The organism is Bradyrhizobium icense (assembly GCF_001693385.1).
In the GTDB taxonomy this organism is placed as follows: Bacteria; Pseudomonadota; Alphaproteobacteria; order Rhizobiales; family Xanthobacteraceae; genus Bradyrhizobium; species Bradyrhizobium icense.
Genome location: NZ_CP016428.1, coordinates 7,077,743 through 7,100,672, shown reverse-complemented (window position 1 = coordinate 7,100,672; position 22,930 = coordinate 7,077,743). Strand labels below are relative to the sequence as shown.

Sequence of the window (22,930 nt, the reverse complement as noted above, 5' to 3'; positions counted from 1 at the left end):
CGAAGGAAATCCGATGGCCCGCGATTCGCAAGCGGCCCTCGTTGCGCTCAATCGCTTCGGCTTCGGCGCGCGCGGCGGGGCGTCCGGCGATTTTCTCAATGCCGCGTCCGATCCGCGCGGCTTCGTCAAGGCGGAACTCGGCCGTTCCAACGGCGTGCTGCTCGAAGTGCCCGGGTTGCAGTCGACGCCCGCGCTCGGCAAGGCGGTGTTCGACTATCAGTTCGAAATCCAGCAGGCGCGCGACGCCGCCGCCAAATCGGCCGCGCCGCCGGCGGCAGGCGAAGGCACATCGCCGCGGCCGGAGGCCAAGGGCCAGCGGCGAAACCCGTCACTCAACGGCATCGCCATGGAGATGGCGCCAAAGGAGCCGCAGGCAAGGCCCGCCGAAAATTCCGGCGCGATGGCATCCGCCGAGACGATGCAGCCGAATGTGCCAAAGCTGTCGCCGCCTCCGCTCAACATCATCCAGAAGACGTTTCGCGCCGAGGCGCTGGCGCGGTTGCAGCGCGCCGTCATCACCGATGGCGGATTTGCCGAGCGGTTGGTGGTGTTCTGGTCCAATCATTTCTGCATCTCCGCCAGCAAGGGCGGGCCGGCGCGGATGTGGGCGGGCTCGTTCGAGCGCGAGGCGATCCGGCCGCACGTGCTTGGACGTTTCGGCGACATGCTGAGGGCGGTCGAGCAGCATCCGGCGATGCTGTTCTTCCTCGACAACCAGCAATCGCTGGGCCCGGATTCGCGCGCGGGGAAAAACCGCAACCGCGGATTGAACGAAAATCTCGCCCGCGAGATTCTCGAACTGCATACGCTCGGCGTCGGCGGCGGCTATTCGCAGGACGACGTCACGGCGCTCGCGAATATCATCACCGGGTGGACCTATGCGGGAAGGCTGGGCCGGTTGGGCGCGCCCGGCAGCTTCGTGTTCAACGCCAACGCCCACCAACCCGGCGCGCAGCGGGTGATGGGAAAGATCTACGACGCGCCCGGCGTCGCGCAGGGCGAGGCGGTGCTGGCGGACATCGCGCGCCATCCGTCGACCGCAAAGTTCATCGCGGCAAAATTCGCGCGCCACTTCGTGGCCGACGATCCGCCGCCCGCGCTGGTGGCGCGGCTGGCGGATGTCTTCACAAGGACCGACGGCGATCTCAAGGCATTGGCGGTGGCGCTGGTGGATTCCGACGAGGCCTGGAAGGCGCCGCTTTCCAAGATGCGCTCGCCCTACGAATTCCTGATCGCGGCCGGCCGGCTGCTGGTGCAGATCCCGAACGATCCCGGCCGCTATCTCGGCGGGCTCAACGTGCTGGGTCAACCGCTATGGTCGCCGGCCGGACCGAACGGTTTTCCCGACGGCAACGCGGCATGGGCGTCGCCGGAAGGGATGAAGCTGCGGCTCGACATCTCCGCGCAGATTGCGTCAAGGCTCGCCGAGGGCATCGATCCGCGCGACCTGCTCGAACTCGTCGCCGCAGATGCGGCTTCGCCCGAGACGCGGCGAACCATCGAGCGCGCGGAATCGCGGCAGCAGGCGCTCGCGCTGTTGTTGATGTCGCCGGAATTCCAGAGGAGATGATGCCAATGGAGACGACAATGGATTGCTGCGACGACATGCGATCATTGGTGACGTCGCGGCGTGCCGTGTTGCTCGGCGGCGCCTCCTTTGCGGCATGGGCCTACCTGCCGAAATTTGCGCGCGGGGCCGACGGCCGCGACCCGCGGTTGGTCATCGTGATCCTGCGCGGCGCACTGGACGGGCTTGCCACCGTCGCGCCGATCGGTGACCCCGACTATGCCGGCCTGCACGGTTCGATCGCGTTGTCGTCGAGCGGACCGAACGCGGCGCTGCCGCTCGACAATTTCTTTTCGCTGCATCCGGTGATGTCGGAATTTTCGCGGATGTATCGCGAGAAGAAAGCCGCGGTGATCCATGCGGTGGCGACGCCCTATCGCGACCGCTCGCATTTCGACGGGCAGGACGTGCTCGAAAGCGGCTTTGCCGGCCCCGGCCGGGTCCAGTCCGGCTGGCTCAACCGCGCGCTGGAAGGCTTGCCCAGAGGCGAGCGGGTGACGAGCGCGCTCGCGGTCGGTCCGACCACGCCGCTGGTGCTGCGCGGCACGGCGCCGACGGTCGGTTGGGCGCCAGTGGCGTTGCCGCAGGCTGCCGAGGATACCGCGATGCGGCTGCTCGAGCTCTATCAACATCGCGACGCCGCACTGGCATCGGCTTTGAAGCAGGGACTGGCGCTCGACAAGGCCGCGCGAGGCGACGACATGAAGCCGAAGCCGGGCGCCGGCGGCGTGGCCGCGATGCGGCTGGTGGCGCGCGGCGCCGCGAAATTGATGGCGGCCGACGACGGACCGCGGATCGGTGCGCTCGCCTTCGACGGCTGGGACACGCATGCCAATGAAGGCGGCGCGGTCGGCCGGCTGGCGCAATTGCTCAGCGGCCTCGACGGCGCGCTGGCCGAATTCGAGCGCGGCCTGGGCCCGCGCTGGCGCGACACCGTGATCGTGGTCGCCACCGAATTCGGCCGCACCGCACGCATCAACGGCACGCAGGGCACGGATCACGGCACCGGCACGGTCGCGCTGCTAGCCGGCGGCGCGGTGAACGGCGGGCGCGTGATCGCGGACTGGCCGGGGCTGAAGGCGACGAGCCTCTACCAGGGCCGCGACCTCGCGCCGACCACCGATCTGCGCGCGGTGATGAAAGGCATGCTGAAGGACCAGTTCGGGCTGGCGGAACGGGTGCTGGCGGAGAGCGTGTTTCCGGACAGTGCGGCAGTGAAGCCGATGCAGGGGCTGGTATCTTAACCTCTCCCCGCTCTTCTGCGGGGAGAGGTCGGATTGCGAAGCAATCCGGGTGAGGGGCATGGCAATGCGCGGCCGCAATGAAAAGTCTATCCGAATCGCGAGGCGATTGAGGGTCAATCAAACAGATGCGGAAACTATCCTCTGGAATCGCATTCGCAACCGGCAGATCGACGGGCACAAGTTCGTCCGGCAGCAGCCGATCATTGGCTATGTCTGCGATTTCGTCTGCCGCGAGCGGCGGCTGATCATTGAAGTGGATGGTGGACAGCACAATGAATCAGCCGCCGACGCAGTCCGTGATCGGCGTTTAATCGAAGCCGGCTACAGGGTGCTACGATTCTGGAACAACGACGTTCTCGGAAATACCGAAGGCGTCCTACTCTCGATACAAGCCGAGCTCTTGAAGTAGAACCGCGCTGCTCTCTTAACCTCGCCCCGCTTGCGGGGAGAGGTCGGATCGCTCTTGCGATCCGGGTGAGGGGGTACAGGTCTCACGGCGTTCAGAGCTCGCGGAAGCAGCCCCTCACCCCGACCCTCTCCCCGTGAAGGACGGGGAGAGGGAGGGCGAGACCGCCGTCTCAATTACTTCGTACTCCGATCCACCTCTGCCAGTTCCTCTGCGCTCAGCGTCCAGCCGACCGCCTTCACGTTCTGCTCGACCTGTTCGACGCGGGTGGCGCCGGCGATGACGCTTGCGACTTGCGGGCGCTGGGCGAGCCAGGAGAAGGCGAGTTCGAGCATGGTGTGGCCGCGCTCTTGCGCGAATGCCTGGAGTTTCTCGACGATGTCCTCGTTGCGCGCCGTGGCGTAGCGATCCTTCAGCGCCGGCGCCTTGGCAAAGCGGGTGTCGGCGGGGGCATCAGTGCCGCGCTTGTATTTGCCGGTGAGAAGCCCGCTCGCCAGCGGGAAGAACGGTAGCAGGCCGAGCTTGTATTCCTGCGCGGCGGGCAACAGATCTTTCTCGATGCCACGCACCACGAGGCTGTATTCGTCCTGACACGAGACGAAGCGGCCAACGTTCATCTGCCGCGCCAGCATTTCGGCTTCCGCAATGCGCCACGCCGGAAAGTTCGAATTGCCGATGTAGCGGACTTTGCCCTGGCGGACGAGATCGTCGAGCGCGCGCAGCGTCTCTTCCATCGGCGTCAGGGCGTCGTATTCATGCTGCTGGTAGAGATCGATGTAGTCGGTCTTCAGCCGCTTCAGGCTGGCCTCGACCGCGGACATGATGTAGCGGCGCGAGGCGCCCTGCCTGGTGCCGTCGGTCGCCATCGGCTTCGCATACTTCGTCGCCAGCACGATGTCCTTGCGGCGGTCGCCGAGGACGGTGCCGAGCACGGTCTCGGAGCCGCCCATGCCCGCATAGATGTCGGCGGTGTCGAACAGGGTGATGCCGAGATCGATCGCCTTGTGGATGACCTTGCGCGAGGTCTCCAGGTCGGTGCGCTGGCCAAAGTTATTGCAGCCGAGGCCGACGGCGGAAACACGCAGGCCGGAGCCGCCGAGGTTGCGAATTTGCATGGATCGATCCTGTGGGAAGAGCGGGGAGGCGCATTGTGGCGCGCACGGCTTCGACCCGCAAGAACAGGGGACCAGCGCCCGCGCTTGGCAGCCATGCGGCACAAAAAGATGCGGCCCCGGTCAGACGCGGCGACTGACGGGGACCGCTGGGGGCGCGTGATCATGAGACGGGGGGCCTGATCAGACGCAGGGGCAGGCTACCCGGGCTTTGTTACGTCTGCGTGACAACGATGGCGGGGCGCGAACTTACAGCGGTTCCTCAGAGCATCTTGCGGTACACCACGAAACCCGAACGCTCCGCCACCTTGTCGTAGAGCAGCATCGCGGTGTGGTTGGTCTCGTGCGTCTGCCAGTAGACGCGGGAGCATCCGGCGAGCTTCGCCTGTTCGTACACGCCGTTGATCAGGGCACGGCCGACCCCCTTGCCGCGTGCGGCGGCGCTGGTGAAGAGATCCTGCAGATAACAGTTCGGCTCGATCATGGTCGTAGAGCGGTGAAACAGGTAATGCGTCAGCCCGAGCAACTCGCCGCCGCTCTCGGCGACCAGCGCGTGTACCGGCTCGTAAGCGTCGAAGAAGCGCGCCCAGGTCATCGCCGTGATCTCGCCCGCCAGCGCGGTCGCGCCGGCGCGGCCGTAGAAGGCGTTATAGCCATCCCACAGCGGCAGCCATTGCGCGTAGTCCTGGCGGGTGACGAAGCGGATGGTGAGGTCGCCGGACATGCGCGATTCCGCGTTGATAAGAGGGAGCAGCGTCGCGAACACGCTGGGGAAGACTCCTATTACAGACGCATTCGGGTGCGATCAACTTTGCAGAAGGGCTCTACTCCCTCTCCCCGTTCTTCACGGGGAGAGGGTTGGGGTGAGGGCTGCTTCCGCGAGTCGTGATCGTGGTGAGACCTGTACCCCCTTACCCGGATTGCTTCGCGATCCGACCTCTCCTGCAGGCGGGGCGAGGTTGAAGAGCGACCGCTCGTCGTCGCGCGCTTCGCTACTCCGCGGCGCCGAGATGCCTCGCGAGGCTGCGATGGCTGCCGCGCAGCGCGCGATAATAGTTGGCGCTGCCGGGATCGTCGCTGTGGCGGACGAGGTCGGTGACCGGCGCATAGCTCAGCATGCGTCCGCCATCGGGCAGCGCCGTGCAGGTGAAGCGCAGCACCTCGCCATCCGCGAGATCGAGGTTGATCGGCGTGGAATCGCCTGCTCGTATCATCTCGGTGCGCTTGGCGATGAAGGCGCTCAACTCGTCCTCCGGCAGTTGCCAGGCGCCGGTGTCGCGGCCGTGATACATCAGCGCAATGAAGGGCGGCTTGCTGTCGGCCTGCTCGTCGGACAGCTTGAAATAATCGCGAAAGGCGCGGTTGATGAATTCGGCGCGGGTGTCGGAATCGAGCAGAACGATACCGATGTCGACCTGGTCGAGCGCGGCCGACAATCGGTCCGCGGTGGCATGATGCTTCTTTTCCCACGCGAACGCATCGACCCATTTCTGCCGCAACAGGCCCGTGATCAGCGCGGTGCCGCCGGCGGTTGCCGCCAGCAGCAGCATGCGCGCCAAATCCGACATGTCGTAACCCGGCGTAGCGCGGTGGTTGAGGAAGAACACCGCCGAAGATGCCACCGCAATCACGGCGCTGATCATGCCGGAGGTGATGCCGCTGATGGAAGCGGCAAACGCGACGATGCAGACGAATAGCGGCGCGGGATTGGGGACTGCAACGAAATGTCGGTCGACCACGAAGGCGATCAACGCCGTCGCTGTCGTAAGAGCCGGACCGGAGATTGCGCGCCAGTCTAACTGCATGCCCGTTCTCGCCACTTGCCGGGAATAAGACGCAAGCATGCCTGATTGTTGCGATTGTGCACGCCTTTCTGCCGCCAGTCCTAAGAGAGCGTTGCGCGGATCCGTAAAGCTTTCGCGTTTTTGAAATCAAATGATATCGAGTTAAGGAACGCCGGATCGCACCCGACCATTGAACTGCTCGACATTTGCAAGAGGACATCGATGCCCACCGTTTCGCCGACGCTACTGCCGATCCTGATGCTGTTTGCCTCCAACGTCTTCATGACCTTTGCCTGGTACGGCCATCTGAAATTCAAGGAAAGCGCATTGCCGGTAGTCGTGCTGGCGAGCTGGGGGATCGCCTTCGTCGAATACTGGCTGGCGGTGCCGGCCAACCGCTGGGGCAGTGCGGTGTATTCGGCGGCGCAACTCAAGACCATCCAGGAGGTGATCACGCTGGTGGTATTCGCCTGCTTCTCGGTACTCTATCTGAAGGAGCCGCTGGGGTGGAATCACGCGCTCGGCTTTCTCTTCATCGCCATCGGCGCGTTTCTGATCTTTCACAAATGGTGAGCGCTTTTGTTCAGATCATCGTCATTTCACGGCCGGCGCTACCCGCAACACCCGTCCGTTCGTACTGTCGGTCAAAAGCCACAGCGCGCCGTCGGGTCCCTGGCGTACATCGCGGATACGCTCGTGCAGGTTCTGCAGCAGGCGTTCCTCCGATGTCACCGCGTTGCCGTTCAGCGTCAGCCGCACCAGCATGGCGCCGCGCAGCGCGCCGGTGAACAGGCTGCCGTTCCATTTCGGAAACAGCTTGCCGGTATAGAAGGTCATGCCTGAGGGTGCGATCGACGGCACCCAGTATTTGAGCGGCTGCTCCATGCCGTCCTTGGCCGTGCTCTGGTGGATTTTCGCGCCGGAATAATCGATGCCGTAGCCGATCACCGGCCAGCCGTAATTCTTGCCCTTGCCGACGACATTGACCTCGTCGCCGCCGCGCGGGCCGTGTTCGATCTCCCAGGGCTCGCCGCTCGCCGGATTGATCGCTAGCGCCTGCACGTTGCGGTGGCCGTAACTCCAGATTTCCGGCTTGGCATCAGTGCGGCCGGCGAACGGGTTGCCTGCGGGCACCGATCCGTCGGGCGCGATCCGGATCAGCTTGCCGAGATGATTGCCGAGATTTTGCGCCTGGTCGCGATAGGTGAAGTGATCGCCCAGCCCCACGAACAGATTGCCGTCCTCGGCCTGCGCGATGCGGCAGCCATAATGATTGCCCGACGACAGCGGTCCCTGCTGGCGGAAGATGATCTTGACCTCGTTGAGCCGGCCATTGTCGTCGCTCAGTTTCGCGCGCGCGGCCGTGGTGCGGCCGCCACCCTCGGTGCGTTCGGCGTAACAGAAATAGATGGTCCGGTTCTGCGCAAAGGATTTGTCGGTGACGACATCGTGCAGGCCGCCCTGACCTGAGGCCCACACGTCAGGCACGCCCTTGAGCGGCGGCGAGACCTGGCCCTCCGTGTTGACGAGGCGCATGCGGCCGGCACGCTCGGTCACCAGCATCTTTCCATCGGGCAGGAATGCCAGCGCCCAGGGATTGGCGAGGCCCCTTGCAATGGTCCGAACCTCGAGTTCGCCTGCCGACGAGTCGAACGCCGGCTGTTCGCCGCGCGTGCTGGTGGCGATCAGGAACGAGACGGCGAGCAGGATCGCTACCGTCAAGGCGACGGTCACAAGGGCGACGGGTGTCTTCATCCGAGTCCAATCGCGATGCCGATCATCGCGCGTTCGCTAGTCCAATGATGCAAACAAAAAGGCTGGACCTGTCACGGAATGGGCATCGCGACGGTAGCCTTGATCGACAGCACCGTCAGGGTGACCACGAGGCAAAGCGATAGTGTGCCGATCGCAAGCGAGGTAGCGATGGCACCAAGCAATCGGGAAGAAGCGACGGGCGTGCGGCTGCTCTCGAAGCCGACCGCGCCGGGTAACCGCATCATGGAGTAAATCCTTGTAACGCGGGCCGAATCACCCGCGACTCACGACGTCAGGAAAATCTTGCAACGATCACCGGCAACATTTTGGCGATCTGGGGCTGAAAATGGCGGAATCACGGCAAAGGTTAACGTTATGCCCGCTATTATTAACCTTTGCCGGCGTGCTCGCGCGAAAGTGAGAAGGCGAGGGCGGTTATGCGCCGGCGGCCATGCCGGCCTGGTCGTCGACCTCGGCCTGAGGCCGCCAGTCCATGGTGACGAAACCAGGCGTCTGTTCGACCCGCCGCAGCCAGGCGCGGATGGCGGGGAAGGTCGTGAGGTCGTAGTCGCAGCGGTCGGCGACGTGGGTGTAGCCGTACAGTGCGATATCGGCGACCGTGAGTTGTCCAGCCGCGAAATAGGCGCGGGTCTTGAGATGGTTTTCCATCACCTGAAGAGCGGCATAGCCGCGCTCCATCCAGTCTTCCAGCGCATGCGTCTGTAGGTCGCGGCCACCCTTGACCAGCGACAGCCAGAAATAGGCGGCGCCGATATTGGGCTCCAGCGCGTGCTGCTCGAAGAACATCCATTGCAGCGCTTCGGCGCGCTCGACCCGCGACTCCGGCGCCAGCGAGGTGCCGCCGCAGACATACCAGAGAATGGCATTCGACTCGGCGAGGTAGCGTCCTTCGGCGACTTCCAGGAGCGGCACCTGTCCGCTGGGATTCTTCTCCAGAAACTCCGGCGTGCGGCTTTCGCCGCGGAGAATGTCGACTTCGATCGCCTCATAGGGCGCGTTGAGCAGCGCCAGCGCAAGGCGGACCTTGTAGCTGTTGCCGGAGCGCTGCATCGAATAGAGCTTGTACATCGTCGTTGGGTTCACAGGGTCGAGAGGCGCACAGAAGCGAATTGCGGAAAGCCTTCGCGCCGCAACGCGGCTAAACAATGATGCCGATACGAATGCGTCGCAAGACCCGAGGAATGGAAAAAGTCGAAAACCTTTACTGCACTGCACGCGCGCAGAATGATTCTATCTGCACATCGGAACAATTGAGATCACGCTTGCGCGACGCCTGGCGCGCCGACCCGGAGTTGTCCGCGATCGAGGGTCGCGCGCCGGAGGACGAAAGCATAGAAGGCCAGCACCGCGAGCAGACCGAGGGGTATGTAAGTGGCGCCGGCGATGCTGCGCGACAACAGCGGCGCGATCCAGGCCGCGGCAAGCAGGCTGATCTCGTAGTCGCGAAAGCCACCGGCAAAGCCGGCTCTGACCGCGAATGCGATCGCCAAAGCGAGAATCACGAGGTCGTAATCCAGAACGTGCGGTGAAGCCAGCAATGTCGCGATGACGAGGAGTGCGGCTTTGACGTCGGGGTTACAAGCCGAACGCCATGCCCACACGGTGCAGCACACGACCGCGGCTGACACTGCGCCCTGGGCGGCGTAGGCGACCGGGACGCTAGCACCCCACATTCGCACCGCTGCGTAAACGCTTTGCAGTTTTTCGAATCCGACACTGCCCTGCTCAATCAGCAGCCTGCGCGACGTCTCGGTAGAGGCGGCGAAAGCAAGCCAGAGATCGGCGCCAAATATCAGACTTGTTATGGCCATCAGCGCCACCACGGTGATGCCGGCGGCAACGACGGTGCGCCACTGACCTGCGGCGAGCAACGCGAAGGGTGCCACCAGCGCGAATTGGGGTTTGTAGGCGAGCGCACCAAACAAGATGCCGGACAGGACCGGCCTGGCGGGCAACGCGAGCAAGGCAGCGCCAAACAGTCCCGCTGTGAGAAGCCCGTTTTGGCCGTGTCCCAGATTGATGAAGACCGCGGGAAATCCGGCGGCGATCGGCAGCCATATAGGGCCGATCACGTTGCCCGGTATTCGCCGCAGGATGGCGCCGATCACGGACAAATACAGTGCGAAGGTGCTGATTTGCCAGACCGCCAGCGCCATGATGTAGGGCATCAACGCAAGTGGGGTCGCCACCAACAGGAAGATCGGCGGATACAGCCAGCCGTAGTTGGGTGTGGCCGCGCCGAAGATCCGCTGCTCACGGGCGTAATGGGCGGCCATATTATAGACGTCACCGGGCCGGCCATCGAGGACGAGCGAACCGGCCGCGTAAAAGCTGGAAAAATCGGTGCCGATCGGCTTGCCGTTGCGGTCGATCAGGCCATCGGAAACCGCGATCCATCCGGCAAATACCAGGACGAAGAGGGCGAGCAGCAGCAGGCTGTAACCGCGCATGCGCGCCGCCGTCAGCCAATCGCCGGTTCGCAACCTTTGCCAGATATGAGTCATTTCACCGCTGGATTTTTACGAATATTGCGCCGTATTGTTCCGACCGTACCGAGCCCGCTTTAACGTTCCCTAAAGTTTGGCCTTGATCCGGCCAAGCTTCTTGCGGGGCAGCGCGCAGCACTTTAGGGTGCGGCGTTCCCATCAAAAAGAGTCGTGAATTCTTGAGGTCACGACGTTTGCCAGGAGATGATGATGCCCTTCCTGTCTGCCTCGCTCGCCCGTGTGAAGCCGTCCGCGACGATCGCGGTCACGGATAAAGCGCGCGCGCTGAAAGCGGCCGGGCGCAACGTCATCGGCCTCGGCGCCGGCGAGCCGGACTTCGACACGCCCGCCAACATCAAGCTGGCGGCGATCCGCGCCATCGAGGCGGGCAAGACCAAGTACACCGACGTCGGCGGCATTCCGGAGCTGAAGGAAGCCATCATCGCCAAATTCCAGCGCGAGAACGGGCTCTCCTACAAGCCGAACCAGGTCATCGTCGGCACCGGCGGCAAGCAGGTGCTCTACAACGCGCTGATGGCAACCCTCAACCCCGGCGACGAAGTCATCATCCCGGCACCGTACTGGGTCAGCTATCCGGAAATGGTGGCGCTCGCCGGTGGCGAGTCGGTCCCCGTCGTGTGCCCGGCGTCGAGCGGTTTCAAGCTGCGGCCTGAGGATCTCGAAAAGGCGATCACGCCGAAGACCAAATGGATCATCCTGTGCTCGCCGTCGAACCCGACCGGTGCTGCATACACGCGCGCCGAACTCAAGGCGATCACCGACGTATTGGTGAAGCATCCGCATGTCTGGGTGATGACCGACGACATGTACGAGCACCTGGTCTACGACGACTTCCAGTTCGCAACGCCCGCGCAGGTCGAGCCGAAACTCTACGAGCGCACGCTGACGGTGAACGGCGTCTCGAAGGCCTATTGCATGACCGGCTGGCGCATCGGCTATGCCGGCGGCCCTGCCGACCTGATCAAGGCGATGGCGACGATCCAGTCGCAGTCGACCTCGAACCCGTCGTCGATCGCGCAGTGGGCGTCCGTGGAGGCGCTCAACGGTCCGCAGGACTTCATCCCCGTGCACAACAAGGTGTTCAAGGAACGCCGCGACCTCGTGGTGTCGATGCTGAACCAGGCCAAGGGCATCGAATGCCCGCGGCCGGAAGGCGCGTTCTACGTCTATCCGTCCTGCGCCGGCACCATCGGCAAGACCTCGCCCTCGGGCAAGGTGATCGCCAATGACGAAGACTTCGTCACGGAGCTTCTGGAGAGCGAAGGCGTCGCCGTCGTGCAGGGTTCCGCGTTCGGTCTCGGCCCGGCGTTCCGCATTTCCTACGCGACCAAAACCTCCGACCTCGAAGACGCCTGCAAGCGCATCCAGCGCTTTTGCGGCAATTTGCGATAGGAAGCGTTTTCGCGGCACAAGCCCGTTCCGCAGTTGATGCGGGACGGGTTGCGGTTCGCAACGAACAATCGCGTCAAAAGGACGGCCGTCAAATCACATCGCGCGTGAACGACTGCGCAATGTTTTGACGGCTTCTCGAAGAAGCGCCATGTTTTCGACACGGCGCTTCCATCCTGTCCGCTCCGCTGAATTTGTTCATCAACATGCGGAGACTGGGACACATGCGCCTTCTGACATTGACACTCGCCACGGCGGCACTGATCGCGCCGATTGCAAGCGCTGACGCGGCGCCGCCGGTGCGCGCCGGCATCCTGCAATGCCAGGGCGGCCAGAATGTCGGCTTCGTGGTCGGCTCGGTGACCAGCCTCGAATGCGTGTTCCGCAGCGAAGGCCGCCGGCCTGAACCCTACATCGCCAGGGTGCAGCGCATCGGCCTCGATCTCGGTGTCACTGAACAGACCCAGTTGTCCTGGGCCGTGAGTGCGCCGAACAGCCGGCTCGGGCGCGGCGAACTCGCCGGCAGCTATGGGGGCGTCGGCGCCAACGCATCGATCGGCGTTGGCGGTGGCGGCAACTTCCTGGTGGGCGGTCCCGCCAATGCCTACGCGCTGCAGCCGATCAGCCTGCAGGGGCAGACCGGATTGAACGTCACCGCCGGCATCGCCGGCCTTGAGCTGCAGCCCTTCTACGGCAACGGTCCGCGCCGGCACGTCCGCCGCCATCACCGCCGCGGCTGAGGATGACACGTTAAGGAAAAGGCCCGCGCAAGCGGGCCTTTTTGTTGATGCCATTCCGGGGCGATGCGCAGCATCGAACTACGATGCGCAATTGCGCATCGGAGAATCCCGAGATTCTCAGGTGCGCAATTGCGCACCATAGTTCGTCGCTTCGCATCGTCCCGGAATGTCGAGCGAATGGAGACGGCTTGCTTCAGCTCCAACCAATGTGGCACGCCCAGTGACGATGTGGCATAGAACGGCGAGTGCCCTGGGCATGGCGTTGTTCTTGATTCTTGCTCGCCTCACGATTTTTCCGGAGATTACTTCATGCGTCGTTCTCTCATCCTTGCCGCTGCCGCTTTCGCCACGCTGGCTGCATCCGGCGGCGCCAATGCGCAGCAGCAGCGTGTGCAGGTCGGCGTGCTGGAGTGCCGCGGCGGCGCGAGCGTCGGTTTCGTCGTCGGTTCCGTCACTCATCTCGGCTGCGTGCTGCGCGCCGAAGGCGTGCCGGAGGATCGCTATGTCGCCACCATCCGGAAGGTGGGGCTCGATCTCGGCATCACCCAGGAGTCGGCGCTCGCGTGGGTCGTCTACGCGCCGGTGGTGCGGCTCGGACCGGGCGGCCTTTCCGGCGATTATGTCGGCGCGCAAGGCAGCGCCACGCTCGGCGTCGGTGTCGGCGGCAACGTGCTGGTCGGCGGCTCCGCAAATTCGATCGCGCTGCAGCCGCTCAGCTTGCAGGGCCAGGTCGGCGTCAGTATCGCCGCCGGACTGGAAAGCCTGGAACTGCGGCCGGGGCGGTAGTCAGGCTGTCTGCCGTCATTGCTGGAGCGGTGGCGGCGAGGCGGCTTGGGAAATCCTCGTCGACAGCGAATGCGTCAAGCCTGACGTGCCGTTTCGTCAATCGGGTATCGCAGCAGCGGCACGAAGCCAACGAGCCAGATCGCGAACGCGAACGACCAGAGGCAGCCGCTCAAGACATAGTCCTGAAGGCCGCCGCCGCCAGTAATGGATTGCCCGGCATCGGCCGACCCGGACTCGAGTTAGGCGGGCCATTCACGGTGGCGAGAAGATCGTCATGGGTCGGCGGCTCGAAACTGCCGCTCACGGCGGCAAAGACCGTGCTGATGTTGTCGGGCCGGTATGACAGCGCGAGACTTGGACTCCACCCTTCATAAGCGCGCGAGTAGCTCGTGCTTTGCGTCGGCACCGCGCCGTTCGGCAACAGCATCGTGGGATTGGCTGGATTGTAGGCGATCGTCGGGCGTGTCGCGAGCCTGTAGGTATCGTCGTTGTCGCGCGTTGCATGGGCATAGGAGATGGCCGGTGAAAGCGTGAAGGCTGGCCAGATCGGAATGTTGAGTCCGGAGTAGAGCGCAAGCGTGGTGGCATCGAGCTCGCTTTGTCCGAACTTCGCACCGGTCGATCCGGCCTGGTTGATGTAATTCTCGCGGTCTGCCGAGCCCGCGGAGAATTGTGCCGTAGTCTCCAGCAGTGGCAGAACGGCAGCGCCGGGACTATAGGCGTACCGCACCACCCCGGTGAGATCGCCGCCCTCCGTCGTCCGGACGCCCGATGAGATCGGAAACCGGAACATGTCATCGGTATGGGTGTATCCAACTGCGACGTCGACCAGGTGGGCATCGAAAATCGCCGTGGTTCTCGACCCGACGAGGAACTGGCTTGCTTCGCGCCGGGGCTTGTCGCGCAGCACGTTGGGGCCAGGGTTGATGGCGACGCCGCCGACGACGCTCGGTCCACCATGGACCTGACGCGGATCGGCATACATCGCGCTCTTCGTCAGCGGTCCCGCCACGTCGAAGCCAAGATCGGTATAACCGGCGAAGAACCGCGTGGTCACATTATCCGAGTGCTTGACTCCCACATTGCCGCTTATGCTGACGCGCTCGAAGCTATTGTAGTCGCGAAAGCCGTCGCGACGGCTCGCATCGAATTGAATGAGGCCATCGACGTTGTCCTTCTTGAAGCCGGCCTGGCCGGTGCTCCCGATCTGACCGAAGCTTCCGCCGCTCACCGTCACCTGAGCGCCCGGCTGCGTCGAGCCGGTCGGCGAGACGAAATTGAGCGCACCGCCGAGCACGGACTGGCCGATTGCGCGAGGCAGACCTGGCTGGCAGCAGTCGACAGCAACAATGCCGACGCTGTCCGCGACAACAATTTCGTTCCTCGTGTCCCGCACGAAGGCACAAGGCACGGCGGTGCCGTCGAAATCCACACTCTTCTCTCGGTCACGAACAATTCCTCTGCCCACGCGAATATCGTCACGTCTGCCCAGGCCGTCACCGAAGCGACACCCTGGGCAGCTCCTGACTTTTGAGGTTGATCTGGATGGCAATCGGGCTGTCTTGATCGCCCACAACCTGGATGCGCACGATCCGGTGCTCTTTGCGCTGGCGCAAAGAGCGACCGGGTCAACATTACTTTCGTTCTAAGACCGCCCACGGTGACGGTGGCGCAGCGGTCCCTCAGACGGGCGATGGTCGTCGTGGCGAACGTCGGGGGCGGGATGCGGATGGACGCAGCAGCGCCTCCAGACCGGGCGGAACTTCCCGCACGGCTCGGTCTGAAACCGGATCACGCTGCTGCGCCTCCTCCTCGTACCGCCTCGCACCGCAGCGCGTTTTCCCGCTTGCCAAATCGTTGCGACAGGCGGAGCATCAGAGGTCGCCGACCCAATCACGGGCCGAGCTCCAAAAGTAAGGAGGCGGCAATGGGACAAGACGTCAGAAGTCCCCAAGGTCCACGGTGCATTGCACTGGTGGGCCCTTTCCAAAGCGGTAAAACCACACTGTTAGAGGCAATATTGGCGCGAACGGGCGCCATTAAAAATGCCGGCAGCGTCGATGCCGGAACTTCCGTAGGCGATGCCAGCCCCGAAGCGCGCCATCACAAGATGGGCGTGGGCTTGAGCGCCGCCACCACCACCTTCATGGGCGATAGTTACACCTTTGTCGATTGTCCAGGCTCGGTCGAGTTCACGCATGACATGCGCGCCGCGTTGCCCGCGGTCGATGCCGCGGTCGTGGTCTGCGAGGCGGACGAAAAGAAGCTGCCGCAACTGCAGATCATCCTGCGCGAGCTGGAAGATCTCGGCATTCCGCGTTTCCTGTTTTTGAACAAGATCGATCGCGCCAACAAGCGCATCCGCGAAACGTTGGCGACGTTGCAGCCGGCCTCGCGCGTGCCGCTGGTGCTGCGCCAGATTCCGATCTGGAACGGCGATCTGATCGAAGGCTTTGTCGATCTCGCGCTGGAGCGGGCCTTTGTTTATCGCGAACACAAGCCTTCCGAAGTGATCGCGCTGGAAGGCGGCGATCTCGACCGCGAGAAGGAGGCGCGCTTCTCGATGCTGGAAAAGCTCGCCGATCATGACGACGCGCTGATGGAGCAGTTGCTGGAGGACATTCAGCCGCCACGCGACGCGGTGTTCGACGATCTCGCCCGCGAACTGCGCGAAGGCTTGATCTGTCCGGTGCTGCTGGGCGCTGCGAGCCGCGAAAACGGCGTGCTGCGGCTGATGAAGGCGCTGCGGCATGAATCGCCCGGCGTGGCCGAAACCGCGAAGCGCCTCGGTGTGCCGTCGCAAAAGGAAGCGCTGGCCTATGTATTCAAGACGCTACATCTGCAGCACGGCGGCAAGCTGTCAATGGTGCGGCTGCTCGCCGGTCATCTCGACGACGGCGCGACGCTGCAATCCTCCTCCGGCGAGGCCGGGCGGGTGTCCGGCATTCTCGCCGTCAACGGCGGGCACGATACCAAGCGCGCCGCGGCGGACGCCGGCGAGACGATCGCGCTCGGCAAGCTCGACGCGATCAAGACCGGCGACACGCTGTCCGGCGGCAAGACCGCGCCGGCGGCGCTGGTGCAGATCGCGCCGACACCGCCGGTACTGGCGATGTCGCTGTCGGCTGCCGATCGCAAGGACGACGTCAAGCTCGGCCAGGCGCTGTTGCGGCTGAACGAGGAAGATCCGTCGCTGACGATGATCCAGAATCAGCGCACCCACGACATCGTGTTGTGGGGGCAGGGCGAGATGCATCTGCGCGTCGCGCTCGAACGCCTGCGCGACCGCTTCGGCGTCAACGTCAAATCGCAGCCGCCGGCGATCGGCTACCAGGAGACCATCCGCAAATCGATCACCCAGCGCGGCCGGCACAAGAAGCAATCCGGCGGCCACGGCCAGTTCGGCGACGTGGTGCTGGAAATCAAGCCGATGCCGCGCGGCTCGGGCTTCGAGTTCCACGAAAAGGTGGTCGGCGGCGCTGTGCCGAAAAATTATATCGGCGCGGTGGAAGAGGGCGTAGTCGACGGCCTCGCCAAGGGCCCGCTCGGTTTTCCCGTCATCGACGTTGATGTCACGCTCATCGACGGCTCCTATCACAGCGTCGACTCCTCCGATCTCGCCTTCCGTACGGCAGCCCGGATCGGCATGAGCGAGGCGCTGCCGCAGTGCCAGCCGGTGCTTCTGGAGCCGATCCACATGGTGGAGATCGTCTGCCCGACGGAAGCGACGGCGAAGATCAACGCCATCCTGTCGGCGCGGCGCGGCCAGATTCTCGGCTTCGATACCCGCGAGGGCTGGCCGGGATGGGACTGCGTCCGCGCCACCATGCCGGAGGCGGAGATCGGCGACCTGATCGTGGAGTTGCGCTCGGCCACCGCCGGCGCCGGCGGGTTCACCCGCCAGTTCGACCGCATGGCCGAGGTCACCGGCCGCGCCGCCGACCAGATCATCGCCGCGCATCGCGTCGCGGCGTAGCTTTGGTCTCTCTCTCTCCCCGTGAAGGACGGGGAGAGAACACCGGCCGCGTGCTTGACACGGCTGGCGGGACACGAAATGGATCGCCTTCCAAGAATTTTGGAAGGAAACCATGCCTGCCCGCTCCACCGAGACCGACCGTGCCTAAGCCGCGCGCCGCCTGCCTGATCGGATGGCCGGCTGCGCATTCGCGTTCGCCGTTGATCCATCATTACTGGCTGAGGACGCTGGGCATCGAGGGCGGCTACGTCATCGAGGCGGTGCCGCCCGACGAGTTCAAGGATTTCATCTTCCGGCTGTCGCTGCGCGGCTTCGTCGGCGCCAATGTCACCATTCCTCACAAGGAGCGCGCGCTTGCGCTGTCAAAGCCGGACGAGCGCGCCCGCGCGGTCGGCGCCGCCAACACGCTGTGGTTCGCAGGCGGCGAATTGTGCTCGACCAATACCGACGTCGAAGGCTTTATCAACAATCTCGACGCCTGCGCCAGCGGCTGGGACAAGTGCGAGGATGCGCTGGTTCTGGGCGCCGGCGGTTCGTCGCGCGCCGTCGTGTTTGGCCTGCGCGAACGCGGCATCAAGCGCATTCATCTCGTCAATCGCACCATGGCGCGCGCGAGCGCATTGGCGGATCAGTTCGGCGCGAGCGTGTTGCCCGTGACGTGGGATGCGCTCGGCGATCTCCTGCCGCGCGCCGGGCTTCTGGTGAATACGACCTCGCTCGGCATGAAAGGCCAGCCGCCGCTCGAAATCGACATCGGGTTGTTGCCGTCGCAGGCCGTCGTCGCCGATCTCGTTTACGTGCCGCTCGACACGCCATTGCTGACGGCGTCACGCGCCCGCGGCCTGAAGACCGCCGATGGGCTCGGCATGCTTCTGCATCAGGCGGTGCGCGGCTTCGAATTGTGGTTCGGTCGGCGCCCCGAGGTGACGCCGGAGCTTCGCGCGCTCATCGAAGCCGATCTCACCAATACATGATCGGCCCTGGCGCGCCTAAACCCGATCACGCCTTGATGATCGGTAGGCGGGCGCCAGTCGTGGAATAGGCATTTCCTCCCGCTGTTGGCGTTGGATTGGGCGCCGATCCAACTTTGGGAGGACTACCATGCCGAAATGTTCTTCATGGCCGCGCGCGCTCGCGGCCTCGCTGACCTGCGTCATCCTGCTCGGATCAGTGGCCTCGGCGCAGCAGCCACCGACGGTGCGCATTCGCGGCACCATCGAGGCGGTCGACGGGTCCATGCTGTCGATCAAGTCGCGCGAGGGCGCCGACATGAAGGTCCGTCTCACCGACAATGTCGCCGTGTTCGGCGTGGCCAAGACCGCGCTGTCCGAGATCAAGGAAGGCTCCTACATCGGCGTCACCGGCATGCCGGAGCCGGACGGCACCCAAAAGGCGGTTGCGGTGCATATCTTCCCGGAGAACCAGCGCGGCGCGGCCGAAGGCTTTCGGCCGTGGGATCAGCGCCCGAACTCGACCATGACGAACGCCACCGTCGCCCAGACGGTGAAGGGCACCGATGGACAGAATATTTTGGTCAGATACAAGGACGGCGAAAAGAAAGTCGTGGTGCCGCCGGATACGCCAATCGTTACCTTCGTCGCCGGCGACAAGTCCGAGCTGAAGCCGGGCGCGAAGATCATCATCTTCGGCGCGGTGAAGAAGGACGACGGCACGCTCGAAGCCGCGCGCGTCAATGTCGGCCGCGACGGCATCACGCCGCCGATGTGAGGCCCGCAATATCCGCGTATCGTCCGCGCCCCGAGACTTGCCGTTCGCATCACCGATGCTGATAACGGTGCTGCACGTCATGCGCGGGCTGTTCGCGCGGCGCATTGAAAATCATTTTGCACAAGCCCCAAAGAAGCACCGCGAAGAGCAGGTGCGGCACGGCGGAGCCTACGATCAGCTTCGGCGAGATGTTCAGACCCAGGAACCCCCATCCGACGAACGGAAAGAAGAACACAAGGACCAATATCCACAGCGCGAACGCGAGCCAGAAGGCCCGCATGAATGTCAGCGAATCGCGGAACAGCACGACATAGATCACTGAAAACAGTGTGACCCATGCTGTATGAAACAGAAGCCCGACGGGCAGCGGCAACTCCCTTCCAAGCAGCGTCTCGGAAAATGCCAGGCCGAGCGATTCGGGAAGTGGTGAGATGCCGGTTTTGAAGCCTGTGAACATGAACGCCGCGGTGAGAATGGCGACCGCCAGTCCGACACCGGCAGCTTTGCCCCAATCGCTGGGGCTTAAATTGTGTACCTGCATGCGGTTCCTCCTGTGCGAATGTGCGTTCGCCCCGGGAGCGCTGCGCCTTCTCAGATCCTCCCGAGAGAGGGTCCTCCATCAATTCCGAATGGATCTTATTGTCCATTCAGTAGAACAACCGGGCCAATTCCAGTTCGTTCCGAATTCCTGATGGCGCCAAGTCGTTGCGGCCACGAAGAATTTTGCTGACACAAGACCATATGTCGCTCGGCAGACGCCGGCGGCATGGAAAAGTCCACGGGAAGGTTCGCTGACGGAAGAGAGCAGGTTACACGCGCCTCTAAAATTATGGTCCGGCAGCGAAAAGGGTCCTTGCGTAAGATAGTAAGCTCCTCACCCAACCCTCTCTGCCGGAGCGGGGCCAAAAGAGCGCGCAACCTAAACCGCCAGCACGCGATCGTCGATTTCGGCAATCGTGTTGACGCCGCACAGCCCCATCGTCGTGAGCATTTCCTTGGCGATGATATCGAGCGCCTTGGCGACGCCGGCCTGGCCGGCGGCCCCCAAGCCATAGGCATAGGCGCGGCCGATCATGCAGGATTTGGCGCCGAGCGCGAGCGCGCGCACCACGTCCTGGCCGGAGCGGATGCCGCCGTCGAACATGATCTCCATCTTCGAGCCGACGGTATCGACGATTTCGGGCAGCACCTCGATCGACGAGGGGGCGCCGTCGAGCTGACGCCCGCCATGGTTGGAGACCACGATTGCCTGCGCGCCGGTCTTGGCGGCTTCCTCGGCGTCCTCGACGTCGAGAATGCCTTTGAGGACCAGCTTGCCCGGCCAGATCGAGCGGATCCAGTCGAGGTCCTTCCAGCTCAGCGAGGTATCGAACTGCGACGCCGTCCATTCCGAGAGCTTGGTGAGATCCTCGGTGCCTTTGACGTGGCCGACGATGTTGCCGAAGGTGCGGCGCTTGCCGCGCAGCACGCCCGCGACCCAGGAAGGCTTGCTGGCAAAATCGATCAGCTTCGACAGCGACCATTCCGGCGGCACCGACATGCCGTTCTTGATGTCCTGATGGCGCTGGCCGATCACCTGCAAATCGACGGTCAGCACCAGCGCCGAGCATTTTGCCGCAATCGCGCGTTCGATCAGCGATTTAATGAAGCCGCGGTCCTTCATCACGTAGAGCTGGAACCAGAACGGCTTGTCGACGCTAGCTGCGATATCCTCGATCGAGCAGATCGACATCGTGCTTTGGGTGAAGGGAATGCCGGCGGCTTGCGCGGCGCGGCAGGCGTGGATTTCGCCATCGCCATGCTGCATGCCGAGCAGGCCGACCGGAGCCAGGATCAAAGGCATCGCGGCAGGTTCCCCGAGGATCGTGGCGGAGAGATCGCGCTTGGAGACATCGACCAGGATGCGCTGGCGGAACTTGATCTGCTGCAGATCCTCGGAATTGGCGCGCAGCGTGTCCTCGGTGTAGGAGCCGCGGTCGGCGTAGTCGAAAAACGCCTTGGGAACCCGGCGCTTGTGCAACTGGCGCAGATCCTCAATGCAGGTGATATGCTTCATGGACGTCCCGGCCCCTTCTTGAATTCCTTGGCTGTGTTGTCATCTATCATGGCTGGATGGCCAGCCAAATCGCATCTCGCGGCGCCATTCCCGGGAGGACATCCCATGGCCGGACCACGCACTTCCACCCGAACCGACACCGGCCCAGCCGATCGCGAGGAAAAGCGCCGGCTCGACGACGCCTTGGAGGAAGGGCTGGAGGAGACCTTTCCGGCGTCCGACCCGGTCAATGTCATCCAGCCGCCTCCCTCGAAGGGCGACCACCACGTCAAGCGGGGCGGCTAGCGCCTTGACCCGGTGCTGTGGTTCTACAAGAATATCATGCTGTAACAACGGGTTATGCGTTAGTGGTACCACTAATGGCCGTAATGATTCATCATATTTTTTGAAGCCATTTTAGCGGGCGAAGGATTATAACCCCCAGCACGCTACGATGGAGGCGTTCGGGATTCGTGGCCGTGATGGCCTCAAGAAGACCTGAATTGGCTGGGGGTCACATGAGCCGCAAATATTTCGGTACCGACGGAATTCGGGGCCGCGCCAATGGTCTGATCACGCCGGAGCTCGCGCTCAAGGTGGGGCAGGCGGCCGGCCTGGTATTTCAGCGTGGCGATCACCGCCACCGCGTCGTCATCGGCAAGGATACGCGCCTCTCCGGCTACATGATCGAATACGCCATGGTCGCCGGCTTTACCTCGGTCGGCATGGACGTGCTGCTGCTCGGCCCGATGCCGACGCCTGCGGTCGCGATGCTGACCAAGTCGATGCGCGCCGATCTCGGCGTGATGATTTCGGCCTCACACAATCTGTTCGAGGACAACGGCATCAAGCTGTTCGGTCCGCAGGGCTTCAAATTGTCCGACGATGTCGAGAAGCAGATCGAGCAGTTGCTCGACGAGCCGATCGATCGCCGACTCGCGCAGAGCGCCAGCTTAGGGCGCGCCCGTCGTATCGACGGCGTCCACGACCGCTACATCGAATTCGCCAAGCGCACGCTGCCGCGCGAGCTATCGCTCGACGGCCTGCGCGTCGTGATCGATTGCGCGCACGGCGCGGCCTACAAGGTGGTGCCGGAGGCGCTGTGGGAATTGGGCGCCGACGTCGTCGCGATCGGCGTCGATCCCGACGGCTTCAACATCAACAAGGAATGCGGCTCGACCTCGCCGGAAGCGCTTGCCAAGAAGGTGCGCGAGATGCGCGCCGACATCGGCATCGCGCTCGACGGCGATGCCGATCGCGTCATCCTGGTCGACGAGCGCGGCCATGTCGTCGACGGCGACCAGTTGCTGGCGGTGATCGCACAGAGCTGGAACGAAGAGGGCCGTCTCGCCAAGCCGGGCATCGTCACCACGGTGATGTCGAATCTCGGACTCGAGCGCTTCCTCGAAGGGCAGGGGCTCGGCATGGTGCGTACGCCGGTCGGCGACCGCTACGTGCTCGAGCAGATGCTCGCGCAGGGCTACAATCTCGGCGGCGAGCCCTCGGGCCATATCATTCTCTCCGACTACGCCACGACCGGCGACGGCTTCGTCGCCGCGCTGCAGGTGCTGGCCGTGGTGCAAAAGCTTCGCCGACCGGTGTCGGAAGTCTGCCACCGCTTCGATCCATTGCCGCAGATCCTGAAGAACGTGCGTTATCGCTCCGGCAAGCCGCTCGACAATGCCGAAGTGAAATCGGCGATCACAGACGGCGAGAATCGCCTCAACGGCCACGGCCGTTTGCTGGTCCGCTCGTCCGGCACCGAGCCCGTCATCCGTGTAATGGGCGAGGGCGACGATCGTGTCCTGGTCGAGGACGTCGTCGACCAGATCGTCAATGCGCTGGGCCACGCCGCGGCAGCATAAGCGCGTTTTATCCGA

At 63.9% G+C, this 22,930-nt stretch carries 22 protein-coding genes; 12 read left to right on the top strand and 10 right to left on the bottom strand.

What is annotated here, in order from left to right; all coding sequences use genetic code 11:
- The first annotated feature begins 13 nt into the window (after positions 1-13).
- The 3 genes from LMTR13_RS32875 (at position 14) to LMTR13_RS32865 (ending at position 3,220) form a co-directional block, all read left to right on the top strand.
- Entirely contained in the window at positions 14-1,570 is a 1,557-nt protein-coding gene (locus tag LMTR13_RS32875) for a DUF1800 domain-containing protein (protein WP_065731381.1), read from the top strand.
- Between the two features lie 5 nt (positions 1,571-1,575).
- Positions 1,576-2,811, top strand: coding sequence for a DUF1501 domain-containing protein (locus tag LMTR13_RS32870; RefSeq protein ID WP_236843212.1), 1,236 nt, complete (start codon positions 1,576-1,578; stop codon positions 2,809-2,811).
- Positions 2,812-2,875: 64 nt separating this feature from the next.
- Positions 2,876-3,220 carry an endonuclease domain-containing protein gene (locus LMTR13_RS32865; protein ID WP_065733158.1) on the top strand — a complete coding sequence of 115 codons (345 nt, stop codon included), beginning with the start codon at positions 2,876-2,878 and terminating at the stop codon, positions 3,218-3,220.
- 173 nt (positions 3,221-3,393) lie between these two features.
- Here the strand turns inward: LMTR13_RS32865 and LMTR13_RS32860 are convergent, their stop codons facing one another.
- The 3 genes from LMTR13_RS32860 to LMTR13_RS32850 form a co-directional block, all read right to left on the bottom strand.
- Positions 3,394-4,332, bottom strand: a complete 939-nt coding sequence (locus tag LMTR13_RS32860) for an aldo/keto reductase (protein WP_065731380.1) — start codon at positions 4,330-4,332, stop codon at positions 3,394-3,396.
- 259 nt (positions 4,333-4,591) lie between these two features.
- Positions 4,592-5,053 carry a GNAT family N-acetyltransferase gene (locus LMTR13_RS32855; protein ID WP_065733156.1) on the bottom strand — a complete coding sequence of 154 codons (462 nt, stop codon included), beginning with the start codon at positions 5,051-5,053 and terminating at the stop codon, positions 4,592-4,594.
- A gap of 268 nt (positions 5,054-5,321) precedes the next feature.
- Positions 5,322-6,134: a PAS-domain containing protein gene (locus LMTR13_RS32850; RefSeq protein WP_065731379.1), complete on the bottom strand. Its 813-nt coding sequence runs from the start codon at positions 6,132-6,134 to the stop codon at positions 5,322-5,324.
- A 201-nt stretch (positions 6,135-6,335) separates the two neighbouring features.
- Between LMTR13_RS32850 and LMTR13_RS32845 the strand changes: the two genes are divergently transcribed.
- Positions 6,336-6,686 carry a DMT family protein gene (locus tag LMTR13_RS32845; RefSeq protein WP_065731378.1) on the top strand — a complete coding sequence of 117 codons (351 nt, stop codon included), beginning with the start codon at positions 6,336-6,338 and terminating at the stop codon, positions 6,684-6,686.
- 21 nt (positions 6,687-6,707) lie between these two features.
- Here the strand turns inward: LMTR13_RS32845 and LMTR13_RS32840 are convergent, their stop codons facing one another.
- The 4 genes from LMTR13_RS32840 to LMTR13_RS32830 all read right to left on the bottom strand — a co-directional run bounded on the left by LMTR13_RS32840 (position 6,708) and on the right by LMTR13_RS32830 (position 10,393).
- Positions 6,708-7,868, bottom strand: a complete 1,161-nt coding sequence (locus tag LMTR13_RS32840; RefSeq protein ID WP_065731377.1) for a PQQ-dependent sugar dehydrogenase — start codon at positions 7,866-7,868, stop codon at positions 6,708-6,710.
- Positions 7,869-7,939: 71 nt separating this feature from the next.
- The gene (locus LMTR13_RS42010) at positions 7,940-8,113 is read right to left on the bottom strand and encodes a hypothetical protein (RefSeq protein ID WP_197520953.1); all 174 of its coding nucleotides are present in this window, start codon (positions 8,111-8,113) and stop codon (positions 7,940-7,942) included.
- A gap of 190 nt (positions 8,114-8,303) precedes the next feature.
- On the bottom strand, positions 8,304-8,957 hold the full coding sequence (locus tag LMTR13_RS32835) for a glutathione S-transferase family protein (RefSeq protein ID WP_065731376.1): 654 nt from the start codon (positions 8,955-8,957) through the stop codon (positions 8,304-8,306).
- Between the two features lie 188 nt (positions 8,958-9,145).
- Positions 9,146-10,393: a glycosyltransferase family 87 protein gene (locus LMTR13_RS32830; protein WP_065731375.1), complete on the bottom strand. Its 1,248-nt coding sequence runs from the start codon at positions 10,391-10,393 to the stop codon at positions 9,146-9,148.
- A gap of 192 nt (positions 10,394-10,585) precedes the next feature.
- Here LMTR13_RS32830 and LMTR13_RS32825 point away from each other — a divergent pair, with 192 nt between their 5' ends.
- The 3 genes from LMTR13_RS32825 (at position 10,586) to LMTR13_RS32815 (ending at position 13,311) form a co-directional block, all read left to right on the top strand.
- The gene (locus LMTR13_RS32825) at positions 10,586-11,788 is read left to right on the top strand and encodes a pyridoxal phosphate-dependent aminotransferase (RefSeq protein WP_065733155.1); all 1,203 of its coding nucleotides are present in this window, start codon (positions 10,586-10,588) and stop codon (positions 11,786-11,788) included.
- 221 nt (positions 11,789-12,009) lie between these two features.
- Entirely contained in the window at positions 12,010-12,525 is a 516-nt protein-coding gene (locus tag LMTR13_RS32820; protein WP_065731374.1) for a DUF992 domain-containing protein, read from the top strand.
- A 309-nt stretch (positions 12,526-12,834) separates the two neighbouring features.
- The gene (locus LMTR13_RS32815; RefSeq protein WP_065731373.1) at positions 12,835-13,311 is read left to right on the top strand and encodes a DUF992 domain-containing protein; all 477 of its coding nucleotides are present in this window, start codon (positions 12,835-12,837) and stop codon (positions 13,309-13,311) included.
- 169 nt (positions 13,312-13,480) lie between these two features.
- Here the strand turns inward: LMTR13_RS32815 and LMTR13_RS32810 are convergent, their stop codons facing one another.
- Positions 13,481-14,743: a TonB-dependent receptor domain-containing protein gene (locus LMTR13_RS32810; protein WP_065731372.1), complete on the bottom strand. Its 1,263-nt coding sequence runs from the start codon at positions 14,741-14,743 to the stop codon at positions 13,481-13,483.
- Between the two features lie 495 nt (positions 14,744-15,238).
- Between LMTR13_RS32810 and LMTR13_RS32805 the strand changes: the two genes are divergently transcribed.
- From LMTR13_RS32805 to LMTR13_RS32795, 3 genes are all read left to right on the top strand, one after another.
- Positions 15,239-17,287, top strand: a complete 2,049-nt coding sequence (locus LMTR13_RS32805; protein ID WP_065731371.1) for an elongation factor G — start codon at positions 15,239-15,241, stop codon at positions 17,285-17,287.
- 140 nt (positions 17,288-17,427) lie between these two features.
- Positions 17,428-18,261, top strand: coding sequence for a shikimate dehydrogenase (locus LMTR13_RS32800; protein WP_065731370.1), 834 nt, complete (start codon positions 17,428-17,430; stop codon positions 18,259-18,261).
- Between the two features lie 127 nt (positions 18,262-18,388).
- Complete coding sequence (locus LMTR13_RS32795; RefSeq protein WP_065731369.1) at positions 18,389-19,015, top strand: single stranded DNA-binding domain-containing protein; 627 nt, start codon at positions 18,389-18,391, stop codon at positions 19,013-19,015.
- 49 nt (positions 19,016-19,064) lie between these two features.
- Here LMTR13_RS32795 and LMTR13_RS32790 read toward each other — a convergent pair whose 3' ends face one another.
- Together LMTR13_RS32790 and LMTR13_RS32785 are read right to left on the bottom strand one after the other, a co-directional pair.
- Complete coding sequence (locus tag LMTR13_RS32790) at positions 19,065-19,556, bottom strand: hypothetical protein (protein ID WP_065731368.1); 492 nt, start codon at positions 19,554-19,556, stop codon at positions 19,065-19,067.
- A 378-nt stretch (positions 19,557-19,934) separates the two neighbouring features.
- Complete coding sequence (locus LMTR13_RS32785; protein ID WP_065731367.1) at positions 19,935-21,071, bottom strand: alpha-hydroxy acid oxidase; 1,137 nt, start codon at positions 21,069-21,071, stop codon at positions 19,935-19,937.
- 105 nt (positions 21,072-21,176) lie between these two features.
- On the opposite strand from LMTR13_RS32785, the gene LMTR13_RS32780 reads away from it, so the two are divergent.
- Positions 21,177-21,356, top strand: a complete 180-nt coding sequence (locus tag LMTR13_RS32780; RefSeq protein ID WP_065731366.1) for a hypothetical protein — start codon at positions 21,177-21,179, stop codon at positions 21,354-21,356.
- 212 nt (positions 21,357-21,568) lie between these two features.
- On the top strand, positions 21,569-22,915 hold the full coding sequence (gene glmM / locus LMTR13_RS32775; RefSeq protein ID WP_065731365.1) for a phosphoglucosamine mutase: 1,347 nt from the start codon (positions 21,569-21,571) through the stop codon (positions 22,913-22,915).
- Positions 22,916-22,930 lie beyond the last annotated feature (15 nt).